Consider the following 17,310-nt stretch of genomic DNA (forward strand, 5'->3'; position numbering starts at 1 on the left):
AAGCAGAGCATTTTGATCCCATGACGGTCGATACCCAAGAAAAGGGCGACGAACGCGTACACTGGCTGCCGATGATCGCGGCGATCTCCTCGATCAGCGTCGTCGGCATCGCCATCGGCCTCGGCATGCCGCTGCTCAGCGTCATTCTGGAAAGCCGCGGCCATTCCGCTTCGATGATCGGCCTCAACACGGCTGTCGCCGGCCTCGCCTCGATCGCCGGCGCGCCGCTCGCCACCCCGCTTGCCATGCGGCTCGGCGTCGCCTGGACCATGCTGTTGATGATTGCCATCGGCGCGCTCGCCTTCGTCGGCTTCCATTTCGCGCCCGACTTCTGGATGTGGTTTCCGCTCCGCGTCGCCCTGCATATCTCGCTGACAGTGCTGTTCATCTTGTCGGAGTTCTGGATCAGCACCTCGGCCCCGCCGAGCCGCCGCGGCCTTGTGCTCGGCATCTACGCCACCGTGCTGTCGCTCGGCTTCGCCGCCGGACCGTGGCTGTTCGCCCATCTCGGCAGTTCGGGCTTCCTGCCATTCGGCGTCACCATCGTGCTGGTGACGCTTGCCGCTATCCCGGTGCTGGCGGCCCGCAACGAGAGCCCGACCATCGTCGCCGACAGCGAGACCAGCCATTTCCTGCGCTATATCTGGATGGTGCCGACAGCGACTTTTGCTGTTCTTGTTTTCGGCGCCGTCGAAACCGGCGGTTTCTCGCTGTTCCCCATCTATGGCAGCCGCATCGGCTATTCGGAGGCCGACGCCGCGCTGCTGCTGACGATGATCGGGCTCGGCAATGTGCTGATGCAAATCCCCATCGGCATGATCAGCGACCGCGTTTCCGACCGTCGCTATTTGCTTCTGGCCTGCGCCACCGTCGGGCTGATCGGTACAGTCTTCATGCCGTTCTTCGCGCAAAACTGGCATTTGATGGCGGCGCTGCTGTTCGTCTGGGGCGGCGTCGTTGCCGCCATGTACACGATCGGCCTTGCGCATCTCGGCTCCCAGCTTTCCGGCCATGAGCTGGCCTCCGCCAATGCGGCCTTCGTGCTTTGCTACGGCGTCGGCATGGTGCTGGGTCCACAGGCGATCGGCATCGGCATGGATGCCTTTGGCCCATCCGGCTTCGGCTGGTCGCTGGCCCTTTTCTTCGCTGCCTACATGCTTCTGGTCCTGGTCCGGCTGGTGCGCAAGATTCTCTAAGCGCGTCGCGCTGAAACGGATTCAGGCGACGTGTTTTGAGGCATGTCGTTGTCCCGGAACCGCTGCGCACTACTGGGCGACACGCAGTGGGCGAATGTCGCGGAAGCGTGGGGCAATCCTGACATCACCGTGTCAGCAGCACCCCTGCTATATACCTTGCCTCCAACGCAGGTAGGAGAAATTGCGATGATCGACAGTGGCTTTGAAACCAAGTCCCTCAGGATGGAATTGCTTCTGCTCGTCACATTCCAGGCGCCGGCCGCCGATGTCGAGCGCATCATGGAAGCGGTGGTGGCGATCACGCCGCTGCGCATGGGCAAATATGAGAGCAATGCCTATCAGTCGGCGCAAGGCATCGAGCGTTACCAACCTTTGGAAGGTGCTGCCGCGGGCGCGGAAACAGAGTTGCGCCGCCGGCCGGGAACGGTCGAGGTCTCGTTCGAACTGCCTGACGACCAGGGGCTTGCCGCACGCGTCGTCGAGGCCATATTCCAGGCTCACTCCTATCAGGAGCCAGTCATTCGCATCCAGCCGCTGCTGACCAGCCGCTCCAAGGGCCTCGACGACCGCGCCAATCCGAACCGCTGGTGGAACACGACAGGCGATTGGAAGACGGCCGATCAGGGTCCGCTCGTCAAGGCGCCGCAGCGGGAATCGGTCGCTGCGGAGTGACACCAGAACTTGGTAGCGTTTGGGAAGTCGCCCATGAACGACGAGGCAAACCGCAAGCCGGCGCGCAATCCCCAGGATCTGGCGCGTTTCCTGGTTTCTCGCCAGCAGGCGGGAGATGCGGAGGGCATGGCTGCTCTCTATGAACCCGACGCCATCCTCGCTACCGGCGGTGGACAGTTGGCCAGCGGCCGGTACGCCATTCGTGATTTCTACGGCAAGCTGGTGACAGCGGGGCCAAAGTTTGAGCTTGGAGATCAGCGTCCGGCTATCGTCAACGGAGATGTGGCACTCACTTCCACGCGCCTTCCCGATGGCACGGTGACCGTGGAAATTGCCCACCGGCAAGGCGACGGGACATGGCTTTGGGTGATCGACCAGCCGTCCATCCTCCCATGAGCCATGGCTCGGTGCCGAAACCCGACCCGATCCCAAGGGCCTCGCGGGCTGTCGGTAGCGGGCTTGACTTTCCGGGCACGTTCTTTATGTGTCGCGCCAAGTTTCCCGCGTCCGGGTGTTTTCCCCGTGCTCCAGCGGCCAAAACTCCACGAACGTTAACGGACGAAAATCATGGCCAAAGCCGCAAACATCAAGATCAAGCTTCTGTCGACCGCCGACACCGGTTTCTTCTACGTGACCAGCAAGAACAGCCGTACCAAGACGGACAAGCTCTCGTTCCGTAAGTACGATCCGGTCGCCAAGAAGCACGTCGAGTTCAAGGAAACCAAGATCAAGTAATCTGGTTATCCCGAGAAATCAAAACGCCGCCCAAGGGGCGGCGTTTTTGTTTTGAGGAAAGGTCGAGCAACAAAAGGAACCTCGCCGCCATTGAGCGCAAGGTTCCCCTGTCGGTTTTCGAAGAAAATGTCGGTTTTTCGAAAAAAGGGGGCCGGTCGGCGTTTGGCAGCGGTACGAGGAGGCCACTATGTGCCAGCGCCGGCCGGCCGACCCCACGGACCCAGGAGATGCGGCGGACCTGAGCATCATGGGGTATTTTTTGGATCGGGCCGGCTAGTCTACCCTCGTGCCGGCTTCGTCTTCGGTCTATGCCGCAGATTTGCGCAAGACCTTATAAAAATCAACCATTTCTTAACCACCGCTCGCGAATCGCTTGGGTTAAGGTAAATTCGTAACCCTGTTGGGTTGACTGGAAAATCCGTCTCGGCTGCTACGCGGCCTTGGCCACGACGCGATTGCGGCCGCCGCTTTTGGCTTCATAGAGCGCAAGGTCGGCACGCTTCATCAGCGCGGCGACGCTGTCGGCCCCTTTCAAGAGCGAGGACACGCCGACGCTGACCGTGACCTCGATCGCCTTGCCGTCGCTTCCGATGGCGAAAGGCGCTTGCGCAATCTCGGCGCGGATGCGCTCGGCCACCTTCTCGGCGACCGCGCCCTCCGTGTCCGGCATTACCACCACGAATTCCTCGCCACCGAAGCGGCAGGCGAGATCGATGCCGCGCACATTCTTGCGCAGCCGCCTGGCAAATTCACGCAGCACATCGTCGCCGCCGTCATGGCCATGGGTGTCGTTGATCGACTTGAAGCGGTCGAGATCGGTGATCATCACCGACAGCGGACGCCGCCGCGCCACGGCGCGGTCGAACAGCGTCTGCAGGTGGCTGTCGAGGTAGCGCCGATTGTGAAGCCCCGTCAGTCCGTCGATCACCGCCATCTCGATGGTCTGGGCGACGCTGGCGCGCAACTGGTCGTTATAGCGCTTGCGCCGCACCTGCGTGCGCAGGCGCGCCGTCAATTCGTGCTGGTCGATCGGCCGGATCAGGTAGTCGTTGATGCCGAGTTCCAGGCCGCGCAGGATACGGCCTTCCTCGCCCTCGTCGGCAAGCAGCATGATCGGCAGGAAGCGGGTGCGGTCGAGCGAACGCAGCTGCGAGCAGAGCCTGAGCGCATCGAAGTCGGAGAAAGCGGTCGAGATCAGCACGCATTCATACGCTGTCTCGGCCGCCTGGAAGAATCCCGCGTGCGGATCGGTCGCGACATCGAGCTCGGCGCTGTTGCGCAGCATCTTCTGGATGCGTTCGACGGAAGACCTACGCTCATCGATGAGAAGCACCCTCGGCTTGGTATCCTCGGTTGCGAAATCGCGGCTCAGAAGTTCTTCGATGCCGATATTGCGCGTGGTCGAGGCGCGCAGCCGGAGCTCGTCCGTCAGCGACTTCAGCCTGACAAGGCTCTTTACGCGCGTCATCAGCTGCAGGTCGTTGACCGGCTTGGTCAGGAAATCGTCCGCGCCGGCCTCAAGGCCGCGCACCCGGTCGGAAACCTGGTCGAGCGCGGTGATCATGACGACCGGGATATGCGAGGTCGCCGGATCGCTCTTCAGCCGCTTGCAGACCTCGAACCCGTCCATGTCGGGCATCATCACGTCGAGCAGCACGACGTCGACCTTGCCGTTCTCGCAGGTCTCGATCGCATCCGCGCCGTTATTGGCCGTCAGCACCTCGAAATACTCGGCTAGCAGCCGGACCTCCAGCAACCGAACATTGGCGGGAATGTCGTCGACGACCAGGATCCGCGCGGTCATCTCAAAAGGTTCCGGTTGTGCTGGTGGTATGCATCATGCGTCGCCCAGATAGGATTTGATCGTCTCGATGAAGCGCGGCACCGAGATCGGCTTGGAAATATAGGCTTCGCAGCCGCCCTGGCGGATGCGCTCCTCATCGCCTTTCATGGCGAAGGCGGTGACGGCGATGACGGGGATCGAATGCAATTCGTCGTCTTCCTTCAGCCATTTCGTCACTTCCAGGCCGGACACTTCGGGCAACTGGATATCCATTAGGATGAGGTCCGGCCGGTGCTGGCGCGCGAGATCCAGCGCTTCCAGCCCGTTGCGCGTGCGAACTGTTTCGTAACCGCTGGCTTCGATGAGGTCCCGAAAGAGCTTCATGTTGAGCTCATTGTCCTCGACGATCATGACCTTCTTAGCCATCAATTTCCCGTCCCGACCGCCCTCGAAGCCGAAGACTGTCGCAATGCGTCCCTTCGGACCGCACCCAACCCTATTGCACTCTAGCCCAATATGATTGACGAAACGGAAACCGGAGGTTGGAAAAGCTGTACCAATTCCACCTTCGGGCGTTGTACGGGAGAGAGCGAAGGCTTGCCGCAAGCGACGCTTGCCGTTACTGCGGAGAGAGACTCACAAATCCACCATTCCAAAGGTAATAATGGCGAACGCAGCGTCAATGCGCGAGGAAGCGGAAACCATTGCGGTCAAGGCGCTGGGTTTCGTTGCTGCCGACCCGGAACTGCTGCCCCGCTTCCTGGCGATCACCGGCATCGAGGTGCAGTCGATCCGCAAGGCGGCCGCGGAGCCTGGCTTCCTTGCCGGCGTTCTGCAATTCATCCTCGCCCACGAGCCGACGCTTCTGCGGTTCGCCGAGGAGACCGGCACGCCACCGGCCGCCGTCGGCAAGGCACTGCGCGCGCTGCCGCTCGGCGACGACGATCACGAGCGCTCGACATGAGCGACGATCCCGAGACAGCGCGGCAGATCGAAGAGCTTGCCGCCGACGACCGGCCGCTGCTGGTGCTCGACGTCGACGACGTCGTGCTCGAATTCGTCCGGCCCTTCCCGCATTTCCTGAAAACACGCGGCTTCGGGCTGACGCTGGCTTCCTTCCGCCTCACCGGCAACATCGCCGAAACGGCGACCGGCCGGCTGATCGAGCAAGCCGAGGTGACGGCGCTTCTCGGCGAGTTCTTCGACACCCAGGCGGATTGGCAAAGCATCACTGACGGTGCCGCGGAAGCGCTGGCGATGCTCAGCCAAGGCGCCGAGATCGTGCTCCTGACCGCCATGCCGCACAGGCACCGCGCCGCGCGCCGGGCGCATCTCGACGCGCTGGGGCTGAACTACCCGCTGCTGACGACGGAGATGGCCAAGGGGCCGGCAATCGCCAAACTGCGCGGCGCCAAGGGACGGCCGGTCGCCTTCGTCGACGACCAGCCCTCCAATCTGGTCTCGGCGCGCAATTCCGTGGCGGACGCGCATCTCTTCCATCTGATGGCCGACAACTCGCTGCGCGCCTTCCTGCCGCCGACGCCCGAAGACATCATCTCGGTCGAGGACTGGCGCGAGGCGGCGCCGAAGATCGCCGGCGCCCTCGGGCTTTAGAGCGAGCGCTCAGGGCTGCAGCTTCGCGCCAGCCCCGCCATTGTCGCCGCCGTCCGTACCGTCATCCCCGGTGGAATTATCCGTTCCATCCGCGCCGTCATCACCGCCCGAATCATCCTGACCCGCGCTGTCGTCCTGGACTTCATCTGGCCCCTTGAGCATGGCGCCGTTGACCGCGACGGATCCATCGGCCTTGGTGTTGATCACCCACTCCAGGCGGCCATCCGACAAGGTCTTGCCGAAGCCTTTGACGGCCAACGCAAACGGGAAGGCCTGCGCCATCTGCTCATCGCTCTTGGCTCCTTCCTTCAGGGCGTCGACGACCTTGTCATAGCCGGCGACGTCGATGGTCACGGTCGCATCGGGTTTCTCGCCGGGAAACGTCATCTCGCCTTCCATCGCGACTTCGATGTCGGCGTTTTTCAGCGTGCTGTGCCCGATGACGACCTTCGGGTTCTTCGCCTTGAAATCGGCGACCAAAGCCTTGCCGAATTCATCCGAAAGCGGCGGATTCTTATTGAGATCAAAGGCTTCGATCGCTTTTTTCGCCATCGTGTCGAGATCGATATTGGCGCCGCCGAAGTTCAGGTCGATGTCCGTGGGCAACAGCGGCACCGTCCATTCAGGCAGGGTCTGATGCGGGATAGTCAGGCCGGTGGCCTTGATCGCGTAATCGACCTTGCCGTTCTGGGAGACGCCGTCCATGCCGAATGCGGTGCTGAATTGCGTGGCCCCAAACCTGCCGACCGGGCTCTCCACCTCGAAATCCTTGAAGCCGTAGTTGCCGTCGACCCTTTCCCAGATGGGCAGTGCAGCGAGCATGAGCGATTTGAGCTCGGCCTGGTTCGCCTTGAGCTTGGTTTCGTCCTCGTTGGCCACGGCAAAGGCAAGCAGGTCGAGCAGCGGCTTCGTCCGCACGCCCTTGCCGTTTGCGTCCACCGAAAGCTCCGGCGTTTTCAAGGTGAGCGGGAAGTTCATTCCGCTGTTGGGATCGTCGATCTTGATCTTTTCAATGAAGCTCGAAACCTTTTGCGTGGCTGTGAAATCGACACCGCCATTGGCGGATTTGGTCGACGTAACGGTGGCAGTGCCGGCGCCTGTCGAGACATCGGCCTGCTGCTTGGCTTGCCGGGACGTCATGGTCATCCCGGACAATGAGCTGGTCGCGTTGGTGAAGGCGGCAAGGGCCGGATCGTAAACGCTGGTCAGCTTGCCGTCCTTGATCGTGAATTCCATGCTCTGGCGGCCTTCCGGCCCATCGAACTCGAAGGACGCGCCCTGCGAGAAATTCGACGAAACGTCCCAGGACCCGTCGCTGCGCGGCTTCACCATCAGCGCGTATGGCGCCATGTCGAATTTCACGAGCTTCTGCTCGGGCAGCGCATTGACGAGCGCTTTGACGTCGAACGCGATCTTGTAGGCGTCGCCCTCGACCGAAACCTTGAGCACGCCCCTGTCGAACGCCTGCTTGCCGAAATAGCGCGCCAGATTGTCGGAAAGCTGCTTGGCGCCCTGGTCGTCGACGGTCTGGGCAAAGGCGGGCGCGCTGAGCGCAAGGGCAAAGGCAAGTGGCAAAATACGCTTCACGTCGGTTCTCCGTTGGTCTCGCAAGACGAGACAATCTGCTTCTGGTAGGCAAGAAGCGTTACAGCCGCAAGACGCCGACTGTAGGCCAAAAGCGCGCCCGGCTAAAGCACAAGCCGCATCAGCGGCCGTCCGGGCTTGCGCTCCACAAGCCTGTCGAAGCCGGCCTTCTCGAACACCCGCGAGGAGCCGACGAACAGTCCGATCGATCGCGAATCGCGCGACAGGTCGATCGGGCAGGCTTCCAGCAGCCTTGCGCCGTTCTCGCGCGCGAACGCGATGCCGCCGTCGACAAGGCGATGCGTGATGCCCCGGCCCCTGGCCTTGACGCGAATGAAGAAGCAGGAGATCGCCCAGACATCCGGATCGCCGGCATCGGCCGGATCGACTGGCGCCGAGCCCCTGCCCTGGTTGTTCCACTCGGGCACGTCGGCGCGTGGACCGATCTGCATCCAGCCGACGGCCTTGCCGTCCTCGAACGCCAAAAGCCCCGGCGGCGGGCCTGCTTCTATCCGCGCCTTGATGAGATCCTTGTTGCGCTCCTTGTCGCTGGCGCGCCGTTCCGCCGGCGCCAGCCGGAAATGCGTGCACCAGCAACCGTAGCAGGCGCCCTGCTTGCCAAACAGGTCCTCGAAGTCGGCCCAGAGCTCAGGGGTCAGCGGTGCTATGGTCGTGCTCATGCGTTCTCCCCAGGCCAAGCTTGTTGCCAGCCTTGCGCTGTCGTACCATTGCATTTGTTCTCTTTATGTTCGCAGCGATGGCGGCTCCTGTCAACAATCCCGAACACGGTTTTTGCCGTGACTGCCTGGCTTTCCAGCGCGCGGAGACGCGTCGCTGCGATCGCTGCGGCAGCCCGCGCCTTGTCCGTCACGCTGAGCTCTACCGCTTGCGGATTGCCCATATCGATTGCGACGCCTTCTACGCGGCGATCGAAAAGCGCGACAACCCGGCGCTGAAGGACCGGCCGGTCATCATCGGCGGCGGCCGGCGCGGCGTCGTCTCCACCGCCTGCTACATCGCCCGCATCCAGGGCGTTCGTTCCGCCATGCCGATGTTCAAGGCGCTCGAACTGTGCCCGGAAGCGGTGGTGATCCCGCCCGACATGGAAAAATATGTCGGCGTTGGGCGCGACGTCCGCGCATTGATGCTGGCGCTGACGCCGCAGGTCGAGCCGCTGTCGATCGACGAGGCGTTTCTCGACCTCGCCGGCACCGAGCGGCTGCACGGCATGCCGCCGGCTCTGGTGCTGGCTCGCTTCGCGCAGACAGTGGAAAGTGAGCTCGGCATCACCGTTTCGGCCGGCCTCTCCTACTGCAAGTTCCTGGCAAAAATTGCCTCGGATTTCCGCAAGCCGCGCGGTTTTTCGGTGATCGGCGAAGCGGAGGCACAAAGCTTTCTCGCCGCACAGCCGGTGACGATGATCTGGGGTGTCGGCAAGGCGTTGGCCGCGACGCTGGAGCGCGACGGCATCCGCATGATCGCCCAGCTGCAGCGCATGGAGCGCGGCGAGCTGATGCGCCGCTATGGCGTTATGGGCGATCGGCTCTACCGGCTGTCGCGTGGCGAGGACGACCGCCCGGTCGATCCCGGCGGCGATGCCAAGAGCGTCTCGGCCGAAACCACCTTCGACACCGACATCGCCGCTTTGGCGGAACTGGTGCCGGTGCTGCGCGGCCTGTCGGAAAAGGTCTCGGCGCGGCTGAAGAAATCCGGCATTGCCGGGCGCACCGTGGTGCTGAAGCTCAAGACGCAGGATTTCAAGCTCCGCACCCGCAACCGCCAGCTCGGCGATCCGACGCGCCTAGCCGACCGCATTTTCCAGACCGGGCTCGACCTGTTACGCCGCGAAGCCGACGGCACCAGGTTCCGCCTGCTCGGCATCGGCGTCAGCGACCTCTCCGACGATGAAAAGGCCGATCCGCCCGATCTGGTTGACCTGCAGTCGCGCAAGCGCGCGCTGGCCGAAGGCGCGATGGACACGTTGCGCGACAAGTTCGGCAGGAAGGCCGTCGAGACCGGCTACACATTCGGCAAGGGCCGCAACGCCAATCCGCCCGAGCCGCTTGAGGAGTGATACTGGCCGGCATTTATTGCGGGCTTGATCAAGTGCGCTGCAAGTCGATCCGGCTCGTCACTATGGTCTTGCCGGTCTTCGGATCTGTGTCGGTCACTGTCAGCCGCATGCCGTCGCTGCCGGTCTTTTCGAGGGTCAATCGCGCCTTGCGGTCGCCATTGACCTCTTTGGCCCAACGGATGCCGAGATTGAGCGCGTTGCCCGAGCGGCTTCCGTTCAACCGCGCCGGTCCTGTGCGCGAGCCGATATAGACGCCGGTATAGCCGGCGCCGCTGGCCCTGAGGTCGGCGCTGATTTCCCGCGTCATCAGGATGAGGCCGCGGCATTTGCCGTCGAGCGACAGCGAGGTCGAGGTGGCGCCGGATTTGAAGGTGCAGGAGATATTAACCGTAGGCGCGTTGGCGCTGACCTTGAGGGTGCCGTTGCCGGCGAAGCTGCCCTGGAACGAGCGCAGGAAACCGGCATCGTCGGCGCGAGCGCCCACCGCTGCCGTTGCTGCGGTCAGGCAGCCGGCGAGCACAAACAGCATCGTCGATTTCATCGGAATTCTCCCCCGGCATCGAAGCTGCGAACACAAAGACTCGAACGCCTGCGACGGCTGCAGGTTCCGCCTCCAACATGACTGTTTTTTAACGCCTCGCAGGCTGGCCAGTCGCTGGCCCAGTCGAATGCATCGACTAGCGGTTGCGGTCGAAGGTCCGGCTTGCGAAAAGCGCCCATGACACCCGCTCCCTCGCTCACCAAGGCCGCGCTCTGGATGGCGCTGTCGATCGCCTCGTTCCTGGCGATGTCGGTCGCCGGCCGCACCGCGACGGCCGCGCTCAATGTCTTCCAGGTGCTGGAGCTGCGTTCGGTGATCGGCTTCTTCATCCTGTTGCCGCTGGTGATGACGGGCGGCGGCTTCAAGGCGATGCGCACCGGGCGCCCCCTCGCCCACATCGCCCGCAACGTCGTCCATTATGCCGGCCAGGCCGCCTGGCTCTATGCGCTGACCCTGATTCCGCTGGCCGTGCTGATCTCGATCGAGTTCACGACGCCGATCTGGACCGCGATCCTGGCGGTGAGCTTTCTCGGCGAAAGGCTGTCGCGGCCAAGGCTGACGGCCATCGTGCTGGGGCTGATTGGGGTGGTGATCATTGTGCGTCCCGGCGTCGGCTCGGTCGATCCCGGTCATCTCGTCGTGCTGGGCGCCGCGATGTGCTTCGGCGTCTCGGTGGTCATGGTCAAGTCGCTGACGCGAACCGATAGCGTCGTGCGCATCATCTTCTGGATGCTGATCATCCAGTCCGTGGTCGGCCTCGTCCCGGCGCTCTATGTCTGGCGCGACCCGCCCGTCGAGCTGTGGCCCTCGATATTCGTGGTCGCCTTCACCGGCATGTCTTCGCATTTCTGCATGGCCCGTGCGCTCAGCCACGCCGATGCGACCGTCATTTCGCCGATGGACTTCCTGCGCGTGCCGCTGTCGGCGCTGATCGGCTGGCTGCTTTACAGCGAGCAGATCGATATCTTCACCGCCGGCGGCGCGGTGTTGATTCTGGCCGGCAATCTGCTCAACCTGCAAAGGAAGACGGCACGGGTGGCGGAGGCGGAAGCAGCGACTCCCTAACCTACACCAGCTCCACTTCCACCACACCCGGCACCGCGCGCATGGCCGACGCGACTTGCGGCGAGATGCGGTAGCGGTTGGGGAGCTCGATCTCCACCTCGCCCTGGCCGGCTTCCTTGATCAGCACAAAGCTCACCTGCCCTTCGCCCTTCACGGCGAGCTGGCCGGCAAGCGTGTTGATCGGCGCTGCATCGCGCACGAAGATGCGCAGCGCCTTCTGGATGCGGCTTGCCTCGTCCTCCAGCGACTGCACCGTCTGGATGCGCAGATTGATGCCTTCCGGCCGGTCCTCGGCCGAAACGGTGATCACCACCGAGCGGCCCGGCTCCAGCATGTCGCGATACTGGGCCAGCCCTTCGGAGAACAGCACCGCCTCATACTGGCCCGTCGTGTCGGAAAACTGCACCACGCCCATCTTGTTGCCGGTGCGGGTCTTGCGCTCCTGTTTGGTGGTGACTGTGCCGGCAAGGCGCCCCGCGGCGGCGCCCCGTTTGACCGCGGCCGAGAATTCACCCCAGTTCTGCACCCGCATCTTCTGAAGTGCTGCCTTGTACTCATCCAGCGGATGCGCCGAGAGGTAGAAGCCGACGACCTGGAACTCGCGGTGCAGCCGGTCCGCGGCAAGCCATGGATCGGTCGATGGCAGGTTGAGCGCCTGCGACTGGGCACCGAGCGACGCTCCGAAAATGTCGGCCTGGCCGGAAATGGCGTTCTGCTGCGCCAGCGATGCCAGGCCCATCATCCGCTCTACACCGGCCATCATCTGGGCGCGGTCATGTCCGAAGCAATCGAGCGCGCCGGCCATGATCAGGCTTTCGAAGACGCGCTTGCCGACGATCTTCGGATCGACCCGCTCGCAGAAATCGGCAAGGTTCTTGAACGGCTTCTCGCCACGCTTCTCGACGATGTGCTCGACCGCCGCGTCGCCGACGCCTTTGAGCGCCGCCAGCGAATAGAAGATCTTGTTCTCGCCGACTTCGAACGGGCGGAAACTCGACATCACCGATGGCGCCACCACCTCGATGCCGAGCCGCAGGGCGTCCTGGCGGAAATCGGCCAGCTTGTCGGTGTTGCTCATGTCGAGCGTCATGGATGCCGCCAGGAACTCGACCGGGTAATGCGCCTTGAGATAGGCGGTCTGGTAGGAGACGACCGCGTAGGCAGCCGCGTGCGACTTGTTGAAGCCGTAGTCGGCGAACTTGGCCAGAAGGTCGAAGATGAAGTCGGCCTGCGGCTTGCTGACGCCGCGCTCTACCGCGCCCGTCACGAAGCGCTCGCGCTGCTTGTCCATCTCGGCGCGGATCTTCTTGCCCATGGCGCGGCGCAACAGGTCGGCTTCGCCGAGCGAATAGCCGGACAGCTCCTGCGCGATCTGCATCACCTGTTCCTGGTAGACGATGACGCCTTGGGTCTCCTTCACCAGATGGTCGATCTTGGGATGGATCGAGGCCATCTCCTCTTCGCCATGTTTTCTGGCGTTGTAGGTCGGGATGTTCTCCATCGGGCCGGGGCGATAAAGCGCCACCAGCGCGATAATGTCCTCGATGCAGTCCGGCCGCATGCCGATCAGCGCCTTGCGCATGCCGGCGCTTTCAACCTGGAACACGCCGACAACCTCGCCGCGCGAAAGCATCGCATAGGTGTCGGGATCGTCGAGCGGTATTGTCGCCAGGTCGATATCGACGCCGCGCCGGCGGATGAGCTTCACCGCCGTTTCCAGCACCGTCAGCGTCTTCAGGCCGAGGAAGTCGAATTTCACCAGCCCCGCCTGCTCGACATATTTCATGTTGAACTGGGTGACCGGCATGTCCGAGCGCGGATCGCGGTACATCGGTACCAGTTCGGAGAGCGGCCGGTCGCCGATGACGATGCCGGCGGCGTGCGTGGACGCATGGCGGTAAAGCCCCTCCAGCTTCTGTGCCATGTCGAGCAGCGTCTGCACGATCGGCTCCTTCTCCGCCTCCTCGGCGAAGCGCGGCTCATTGGCGATAGCATCCACAAGCTTGACCGGATTGGCCGGGTTCTGCGGCACCATCTTGGACAGCTTGTCGACCTGGCCGTAAGGCATCTGCAGCACGCGGCCGACGTCGCGCAGCACCGCGCGCGCCTGCAGCGTGCCGAAGGTGATGATCTGGCCGACCTGGTCGCGGCCGTATTTCTGCTGGACGTAGCGGATCACCTCCTCGCGCCGGTCCTGGCAGAAGTCGATGTCGAAGTCCGGCATCGAGACGCGGTCCGGATTGAGGAAGCGCTCGAACAGCAATGAGAAACGCAGCGGATCGATGTCGGTGATGGTGGTCGAATAGGCGACCAGCGAACCGGCGCCCGAACCGCGCCCCGGGCCCACCGGAATGCCTTGCGCCTTCGCCCATTTGATGAAGTCGGCAACGATCAGGAAGTAACCCGGGAATTTCATCTTCTCGATGATGCCGAGCTCGAATTCGAGCCGTTCGCGATATTGCTCGACCGTGTAGCCCGGCGTCGGGCCATGCGCGGCAAGCCGGGCTTCCAGCCCTTCGCGTGCCTGGCGGGCAAGCTCGGCGGCCTCCGCTTTTTCGGCCGCGTCCTTGTCGGTGGCGTCGGCGCCGGTGAAGCGCGGCAGGATCGGGCTGCGGTTCTTCGGATAGTAGGAACAGCGCATCGCGATCTCGACCGTGTTGTCGATCGCTTCCGGAAGATCGGAAAACAGCCGAGCCATCTCGGCCTGGCTGCGCAGGAAATTGTCCGCCGCGAGCCGCCGGCGGTTGTCGGCCGCAACCACCGAGCCCTCGGCGATGGCGATCAACGCGTCATGCGCCTCGTAGTCATCGCGCTTGGAGAAGAAAGCCTCATTGGTGGCGACCAGCGGCAGTTCATGCGTATAGGCCAGGTCGATCGACGATTTCTCGACCATGCGGTCATAGCCGGCGACCCGTTCCAGTTCGACATAGAGCCTGTCGCCGAAGAGGCCTTTGAGGAACAGCAGCCGCTGTTCGGCGAGGTCGCGCCGGTCGGCTTTCAGCGCAGCGCCGATCGGGCCGCGTGGGCCACCGGTCAGGCAGATCAGTCCGTCGTACTGCCTCTCCAGCGCGGCGCTGGTCAGATGCACCGGCTCGCCGGGCGGCGTCTCCAGATAGACCTTGCTGATCAGCCGCACGAGATTGCTGTAGCCGTCCTCGCTGGCGGCGATCAGCACGACCGGCGACATCTCCGGCCCATGGCGGCGGCGGTCGCGCTGACCGTCGCTCGCTTCACCGGAAAAAGTCAGATCGACCTGGCACCCAATGATCGGCTGGATGCCGTCCTTGACCGCTTTCTGGGCAAATTCGAGCGCGCCGAACAAGTTGTTGGTGTCGGTGACCGCGATCGCCGGCGCTTCATCCTTGACCGCATGGCCGACGATCGCGCCGAGCTGCAGCGCGCCTTCCAGCAGCGAATAGGCCGAATGCACGCGCAGATGGATGAACCTCCGCGCCGGCGTTTCGGGCCGCGCGGCCTTCACGGCTGCTTCGCGCTGCAACGGGTCGCGTGGAAGTCGTTCATCCGCCATGTTTTTTCGTGCTGTCCCAAAGACTCAATCTATGCAGATGTATTGTCCCGGACAGGTCCGTACCAGTCCAGCACAAATGACCCACAGGCACAGGCTTGTGACCCGGTAGCGCCTCATCTCAGGCGAATTCCATGATCACAGCATCGACCGCCAGGCTGTCGCCAGGCTTGGCGTTGAGCTTGGCTATCGTCAGGTCGCGTTCGGCGCGCAGCACGTTTTCCATCTTCATCGCCTCGACCACGGCCAGCGTTTCGCCCACCTTGACCTCCTGTCCTTCCGCGACGGCGATCGAGACGACAAGGCCAGGCATCGGGCAGAGCAGCATTTTCGAGGTGTCCGGCGGCAGCTTCTCCGGCATCAGCCTTTCGAGCTCCGCGGTGCGCGGCAGCATGGCGCGCGCGCTCACCGACATGCCTTTCCAGGCAATGCGCAAACCGTTCAGCATCGGACGGATCTGCGCTGCGACCCTGTTGGCACCGACTGTGCCCCGCCAGATCGCGTCGCCCGGCCGCCAGTCGCAGGCGACGGTCAACGGCTTGCCGCCGCCGATCGAGAGGTCGACCTCCATCGGGATGGAAATCATGCCGTCGACGATCTCGGCCGAAAGATAGTCCGTGCCGATCTTCACCACCCAGTCGCGCTTGAGATGGCCGGAATGCGGCGCCAGCCTGCCGCTGAGGCGGTCAAGCCGGTCGCGACGCAGCAATTCGATCGCGGTTGCAACAGCGGCAAACACCGCCTTCTCCTCGCCATCCGGCTCGACGGGCGCGAAGCCGTCCGGATATTCCTCGGCGATAAAACCGGTCGACAGCCGTCCCTCGCGCCAGCGCGGGTGCTGCATCAGCGCCGCCAGGAACGGGATGTTGTGCTCGATACCGTCGACGACAAAGCTGTCCAGCGCCTCCGACATCGCGTCGATCGCCTCCAGCCTCGTCGGCGCCCAGGTGCAGAGCTTTGCCACCATCGGGTCGTAGAACATCGAGATTTCGGATCCTTCGGTGACGCCGGTGTCGTTGCGGACCACGATGTCGCCGAACGTGCCTTCCTCCGGCGGCCGGTAGCGCTTCAGCCGGCCGATCGAGGGCAGGAAGTTGCGGTACGGATCCTCGGCATAGAGGCGGCTTTCCACCGCCCAGCCGTTCAGCTTCACGTCGCTCTGCTTGATGCCGAGCCTTTCGCCGGCGGCGACGCGGATCATCTGCTCGACAAGGTCGATGCCGGTGACGAGCTCGGTGACGGGATGCTCGACCTGCAATCGCGTATTCATTTCAAGGAAATAGAAGTTCTTGTCCTTGTCGACGATGAACTCGACCGTGCCTGCGCTCTGGTAGTCGACAGCCTTCGCCAAGGCCACCGCCTGTTCGCCCATCGCCTTTCTGGTCTTGGCGTCGAGGAATGGTGACGGCGCCTCCTCGACCACCTTCTGGTTGCGGCGCTGGATCGAGCATTCGCGCTCGCCGAGATGGAGCGCGGTGCCATGCGCGTCGGCCAGCACCTGGATCTCGATATGGCGCGGATCGACGACGAATTTTTCGATGAACAGCCGGTCGTCGCCGAAGGAGCTTTTCGCCTCCGAACGCGCCCGCTCGAAACCGTCGCGCACCTCCGCCCTGCTCCAGGCGATGCGCATGCCCTTGCCGCCGCCGCCGGCCGAGGCCTTGATCATCACCGGATAGCCGATCTCGCCGGCTATTCTTTCGGCATGGTCGGCGTCTTCGATGACGCCAAGCCAGCCGGGCACGGTCGAGACCTTGGCCGCGCTGGCGAACTTCTTCGATTCGATCTTGTCGCCCATCGCCTTGATGGCCTTGGGCTTCGGGCCGATGAAGACGATGCCTTCCTTCTCCAGCGCCTCGCAGAAAGAGGCACGCTCCGACAGGAAACCATAGCCCGGATGCACGGCTTCGGCGCCGGTTTCCCTGCAGGCGGCGATGATCCTCTCCGCAACCAGATAGCTCTGTGCAGCCGGCGAAGGCCCGATATGCACCGCTTCGTCGGCCATCTCGACATGCACCGCGTCGCGATCGGCATCCGAATAGACCGCGACCGTGGCGACCCCCATCTTGCGCGCCGTCTTGATCACGCGGCAGGCGATCTCGCCGCGATTGGCGATCAGGATCTTCTTGAACATTCGGGTGTCGTCCTCCAGCGAAGCGGTCCAGTTCTATGGACAATTCCGGCGCGCCTCAAGTGCCCGCGGCTTGGCTCCCGCGGCTGGTACCGATTGCGGAAACCGCGCCGAAAAACGTCGCAAGAGACGTTGGCCGCCAGCGTGGAACTCGCTAAGGTTACCCATAATGCCGAACAGATGGCAGGCTGGCAGCTTGCCGTTAGCTAAAACTTACCGATCGCTTGGGAGGATACCTCGATGAAAACGCGTGCCGCAGTCGCCGTTGGTGCTGGAAAGCCGCTTGAGATCATGGAGGTCGACCTCGACGGCCCGCGCGACGGCGAGGTGCTGGTCGAGATCAAGGCGACCGGCATCTGCCACACCGACGAGTTCACGCTGTCGGGCGC

At 63.4% G+C, this 17,310-nt stretch carries 15 protein-coding genes and 1 pseudogene; 9 read left to right on the forward strand and 7 right to left on the reverse strand.

Annotated elements, in window-relative coordinates:
• The first annotated feature begins 20 nt into the window (after positions 1-20).
• The 4 genes from AC0L2L_RS30625 (at position 21) to rpmG (ending at position 2,603) form a co-directional block, all read left to right on the forward strand.
• Positions 21-1,196, forward strand: coding sequence for an MFS transporter (locus tag AC0L2L_RS30625; RefSeq protein ID WP_027166512.1), 1,176 nt, complete (start codon positions 21-23; stop codon positions 1,194-1,196).
• A 186-nt stretch (positions 1,197-1,382) separates the two neighbouring features.
• On the forward strand, positions 1,383-1,868 hold the full coding sequence (locus tag AC0L2L_RS30630; protein WP_473583586.1) for a YqfO family protein: 486 nt from the start codon (positions 1,383-1,385) through the stop codon (positions 1,866-1,868).
• Between the two features lie 33 nt (positions 1,869-1,901).
• Positions 1,902-2,264 carry a YybH family protein gene (locus AC0L2L_RS30635; protein ID WP_473583587.1) on the forward strand — a complete coding sequence of 121 codons (363 nt, stop codon included), beginning with the start codon at positions 1,902-1,904 and terminating at the stop codon, positions 2,262-2,264.
• A gap of 171 nt (positions 2,265-2,435) precedes the next feature.
• Positions 2,436-2,603 (forward strand): 50S ribosomal protein L33, encoded by a 168-nt coding sequence (gene rpmG / locus AC0L2L_RS30640; RefSeq protein WP_006201775.1) that lies wholly within the window; start codon positions 2,436-2,438, stop codon positions 2,601-2,603.
• A gap of 430 nt (positions 2,604-3,033) precedes the next feature.
• Here rpmG and AC0L2L_RS30645 read toward each other — a convergent pair whose 3' ends face one another.
• A complete protein-coding gene (locus AC0L2L_RS30645) occupies positions 3,034-4,407 on the reverse strand; it encodes a PleD family two-component system response regulator (RefSeq protein WP_473583588.1) in 1,374 nt (457 codons plus the stop codon).
• Between the two features lie 33 nt (positions 4,408-4,440).
• Entirely contained in the window at positions 4,441-4,812 is a 372-nt protein-coding gene (locus AC0L2L_RS30650; RefSeq protein ID WP_027166515.1) for a response regulator, read from the reverse strand.
• A gap of 238 nt (positions 4,813-5,050) precedes the next feature.
• On the opposite strand from AC0L2L_RS30650, the gene AC0L2L_RS30655 reads away from it, so the two are divergent.
• Both AC0L2L_RS30655 and AC0L2L_RS30660 read left to right on the forward strand, forming a co-directional pair.
• Entirely contained in the window at positions 5,051-5,350 is a 300-nt protein-coding gene (locus tag AC0L2L_RS30655) for a DUF3572 domain-containing protein (RefSeq protein ID WP_473583589.1), read from the forward strand.
• The gene (locus AC0L2L_RS30660) at positions 5,347-6,000 is read left to right on the forward strand and encodes a hypothetical protein (protein WP_473583590.1); all 654 of its coding nucleotides are present in this window, start codon (positions 5,347-5,349) and stop codon (positions 5,998-6,000) included. Before AC0L2L_RS30655 ends, AC0L2L_RS30660 begins: the two co-directional genes overlap by 4 nt.
• Before the next feature lie 9 nt (positions 6,001-6,009).
• Here AC0L2L_RS30660 and AC0L2L_RS30665 read toward each other — a convergent pair whose 3' ends face one another.
• Positions 6,010-7,587 carry a YdgA family protein gene (locus tag AC0L2L_RS30665; protein WP_473583591.1) on the reverse strand — a complete coding sequence of 526 codons (1,578 nt, stop codon included), beginning with the start codon at positions 7,585-7,587 and terminating at the stop codon, positions 6,010-6,012.
• A gap of 101 nt (positions 7,588-7,688) precedes the next feature.
• Positions 7,689-8,264, reverse strand: a complete 576-nt coding sequence (locus AC0L2L_RS30670; RefSeq protein ID WP_473583592.1) for a GNAT family N-acetyltransferase — start codon at positions 8,262-8,264, stop codon at positions 7,689-7,691.
• Between the two features lie 65 nt (positions 8,265-8,329).
• On the opposite strand from AC0L2L_RS30670, the gene AC0L2L_RS30675 reads away from it, so the two are divergent.
• Positions 8,330-9,658 (forward strand): DNA polymerase IV, encoded by a 1,329-nt coding sequence (locus AC0L2L_RS30675; RefSeq protein ID WP_473583593.1) that lies wholly within the window; start codon positions 8,330-8,332, stop codon positions 9,656-9,658.
• Positions 9,659-9,686: 28 nt separating this feature from the next.
• On the opposite strand, the gene AC0L2L_RS30680 is transcribed toward AC0L2L_RS30675, so the two are convergent.
• Positions 9,687-10,199, reverse strand: coding sequence for a hypothetical protein (locus tag AC0L2L_RS30680; RefSeq protein WP_473583594.1), 513 nt, complete (start codon positions 10,197-10,199; stop codon positions 9,687-9,689).
• A 177-nt stretch (positions 10,200-10,376) separates the two neighbouring features.
• Here AC0L2L_RS30680 and AC0L2L_RS30685 point away from each other — a divergent pair, with 177 nt between their 5' ends.
• Positions 10,377-11,264, forward strand: a complete 888-nt coding sequence (locus AC0L2L_RS30685; protein WP_473583595.1) for a DMT family transporter — start codon at positions 10,377-10,379, stop codon at positions 11,262-11,264.
• Between the two features lies 1 nt (position 11,265).
• Here AC0L2L_RS30685 and dnaE read toward each other — a convergent pair whose 3' ends face one another.
• Positions 11,266-14,793 carry a DNA polymerase III subunit alpha gene (gene dnaE / locus AC0L2L_RS30690; RefSeq protein WP_473583596.1) on the reverse strand — a complete coding sequence of 1,176 codons (3,528 nt, stop codon included), beginning with the start codon at positions 14,791-14,793 and terminating at the stop codon, positions 11,266-11,268.
• Positions 14,794-14,911: 118 nt separating this feature from the next.
• Positions 14,912-16,924 carry an acetyl-CoA carboxylase biotin carboxylase subunit gene (locus tag AC0L2L_RS30695; RefSeq protein ID WP_473583597.1) on the reverse strand — a complete coding sequence of 671 codons (2,013 nt, stop codon included), beginning with the start codon at positions 16,922-16,924 and terminating at the stop codon, positions 14,912-14,914.
• A 237-nt stretch (positions 16,925-17,161) separates the two neighbouring features.
• Here AC0L2L_RS30695 and AC0L2L_RS30700 point away from each other — a divergent pair.
• Positions 17,162-17,310 (forward strand): annotated as a pseudogene (locus AC0L2L_RS30700) (S-(hydroxymethyl)glutathione dehydrogenase); the annotation flags it as partial.

This window comes from Mesorhizobium sp. WSM4832 (assembly GCF_055811115.1).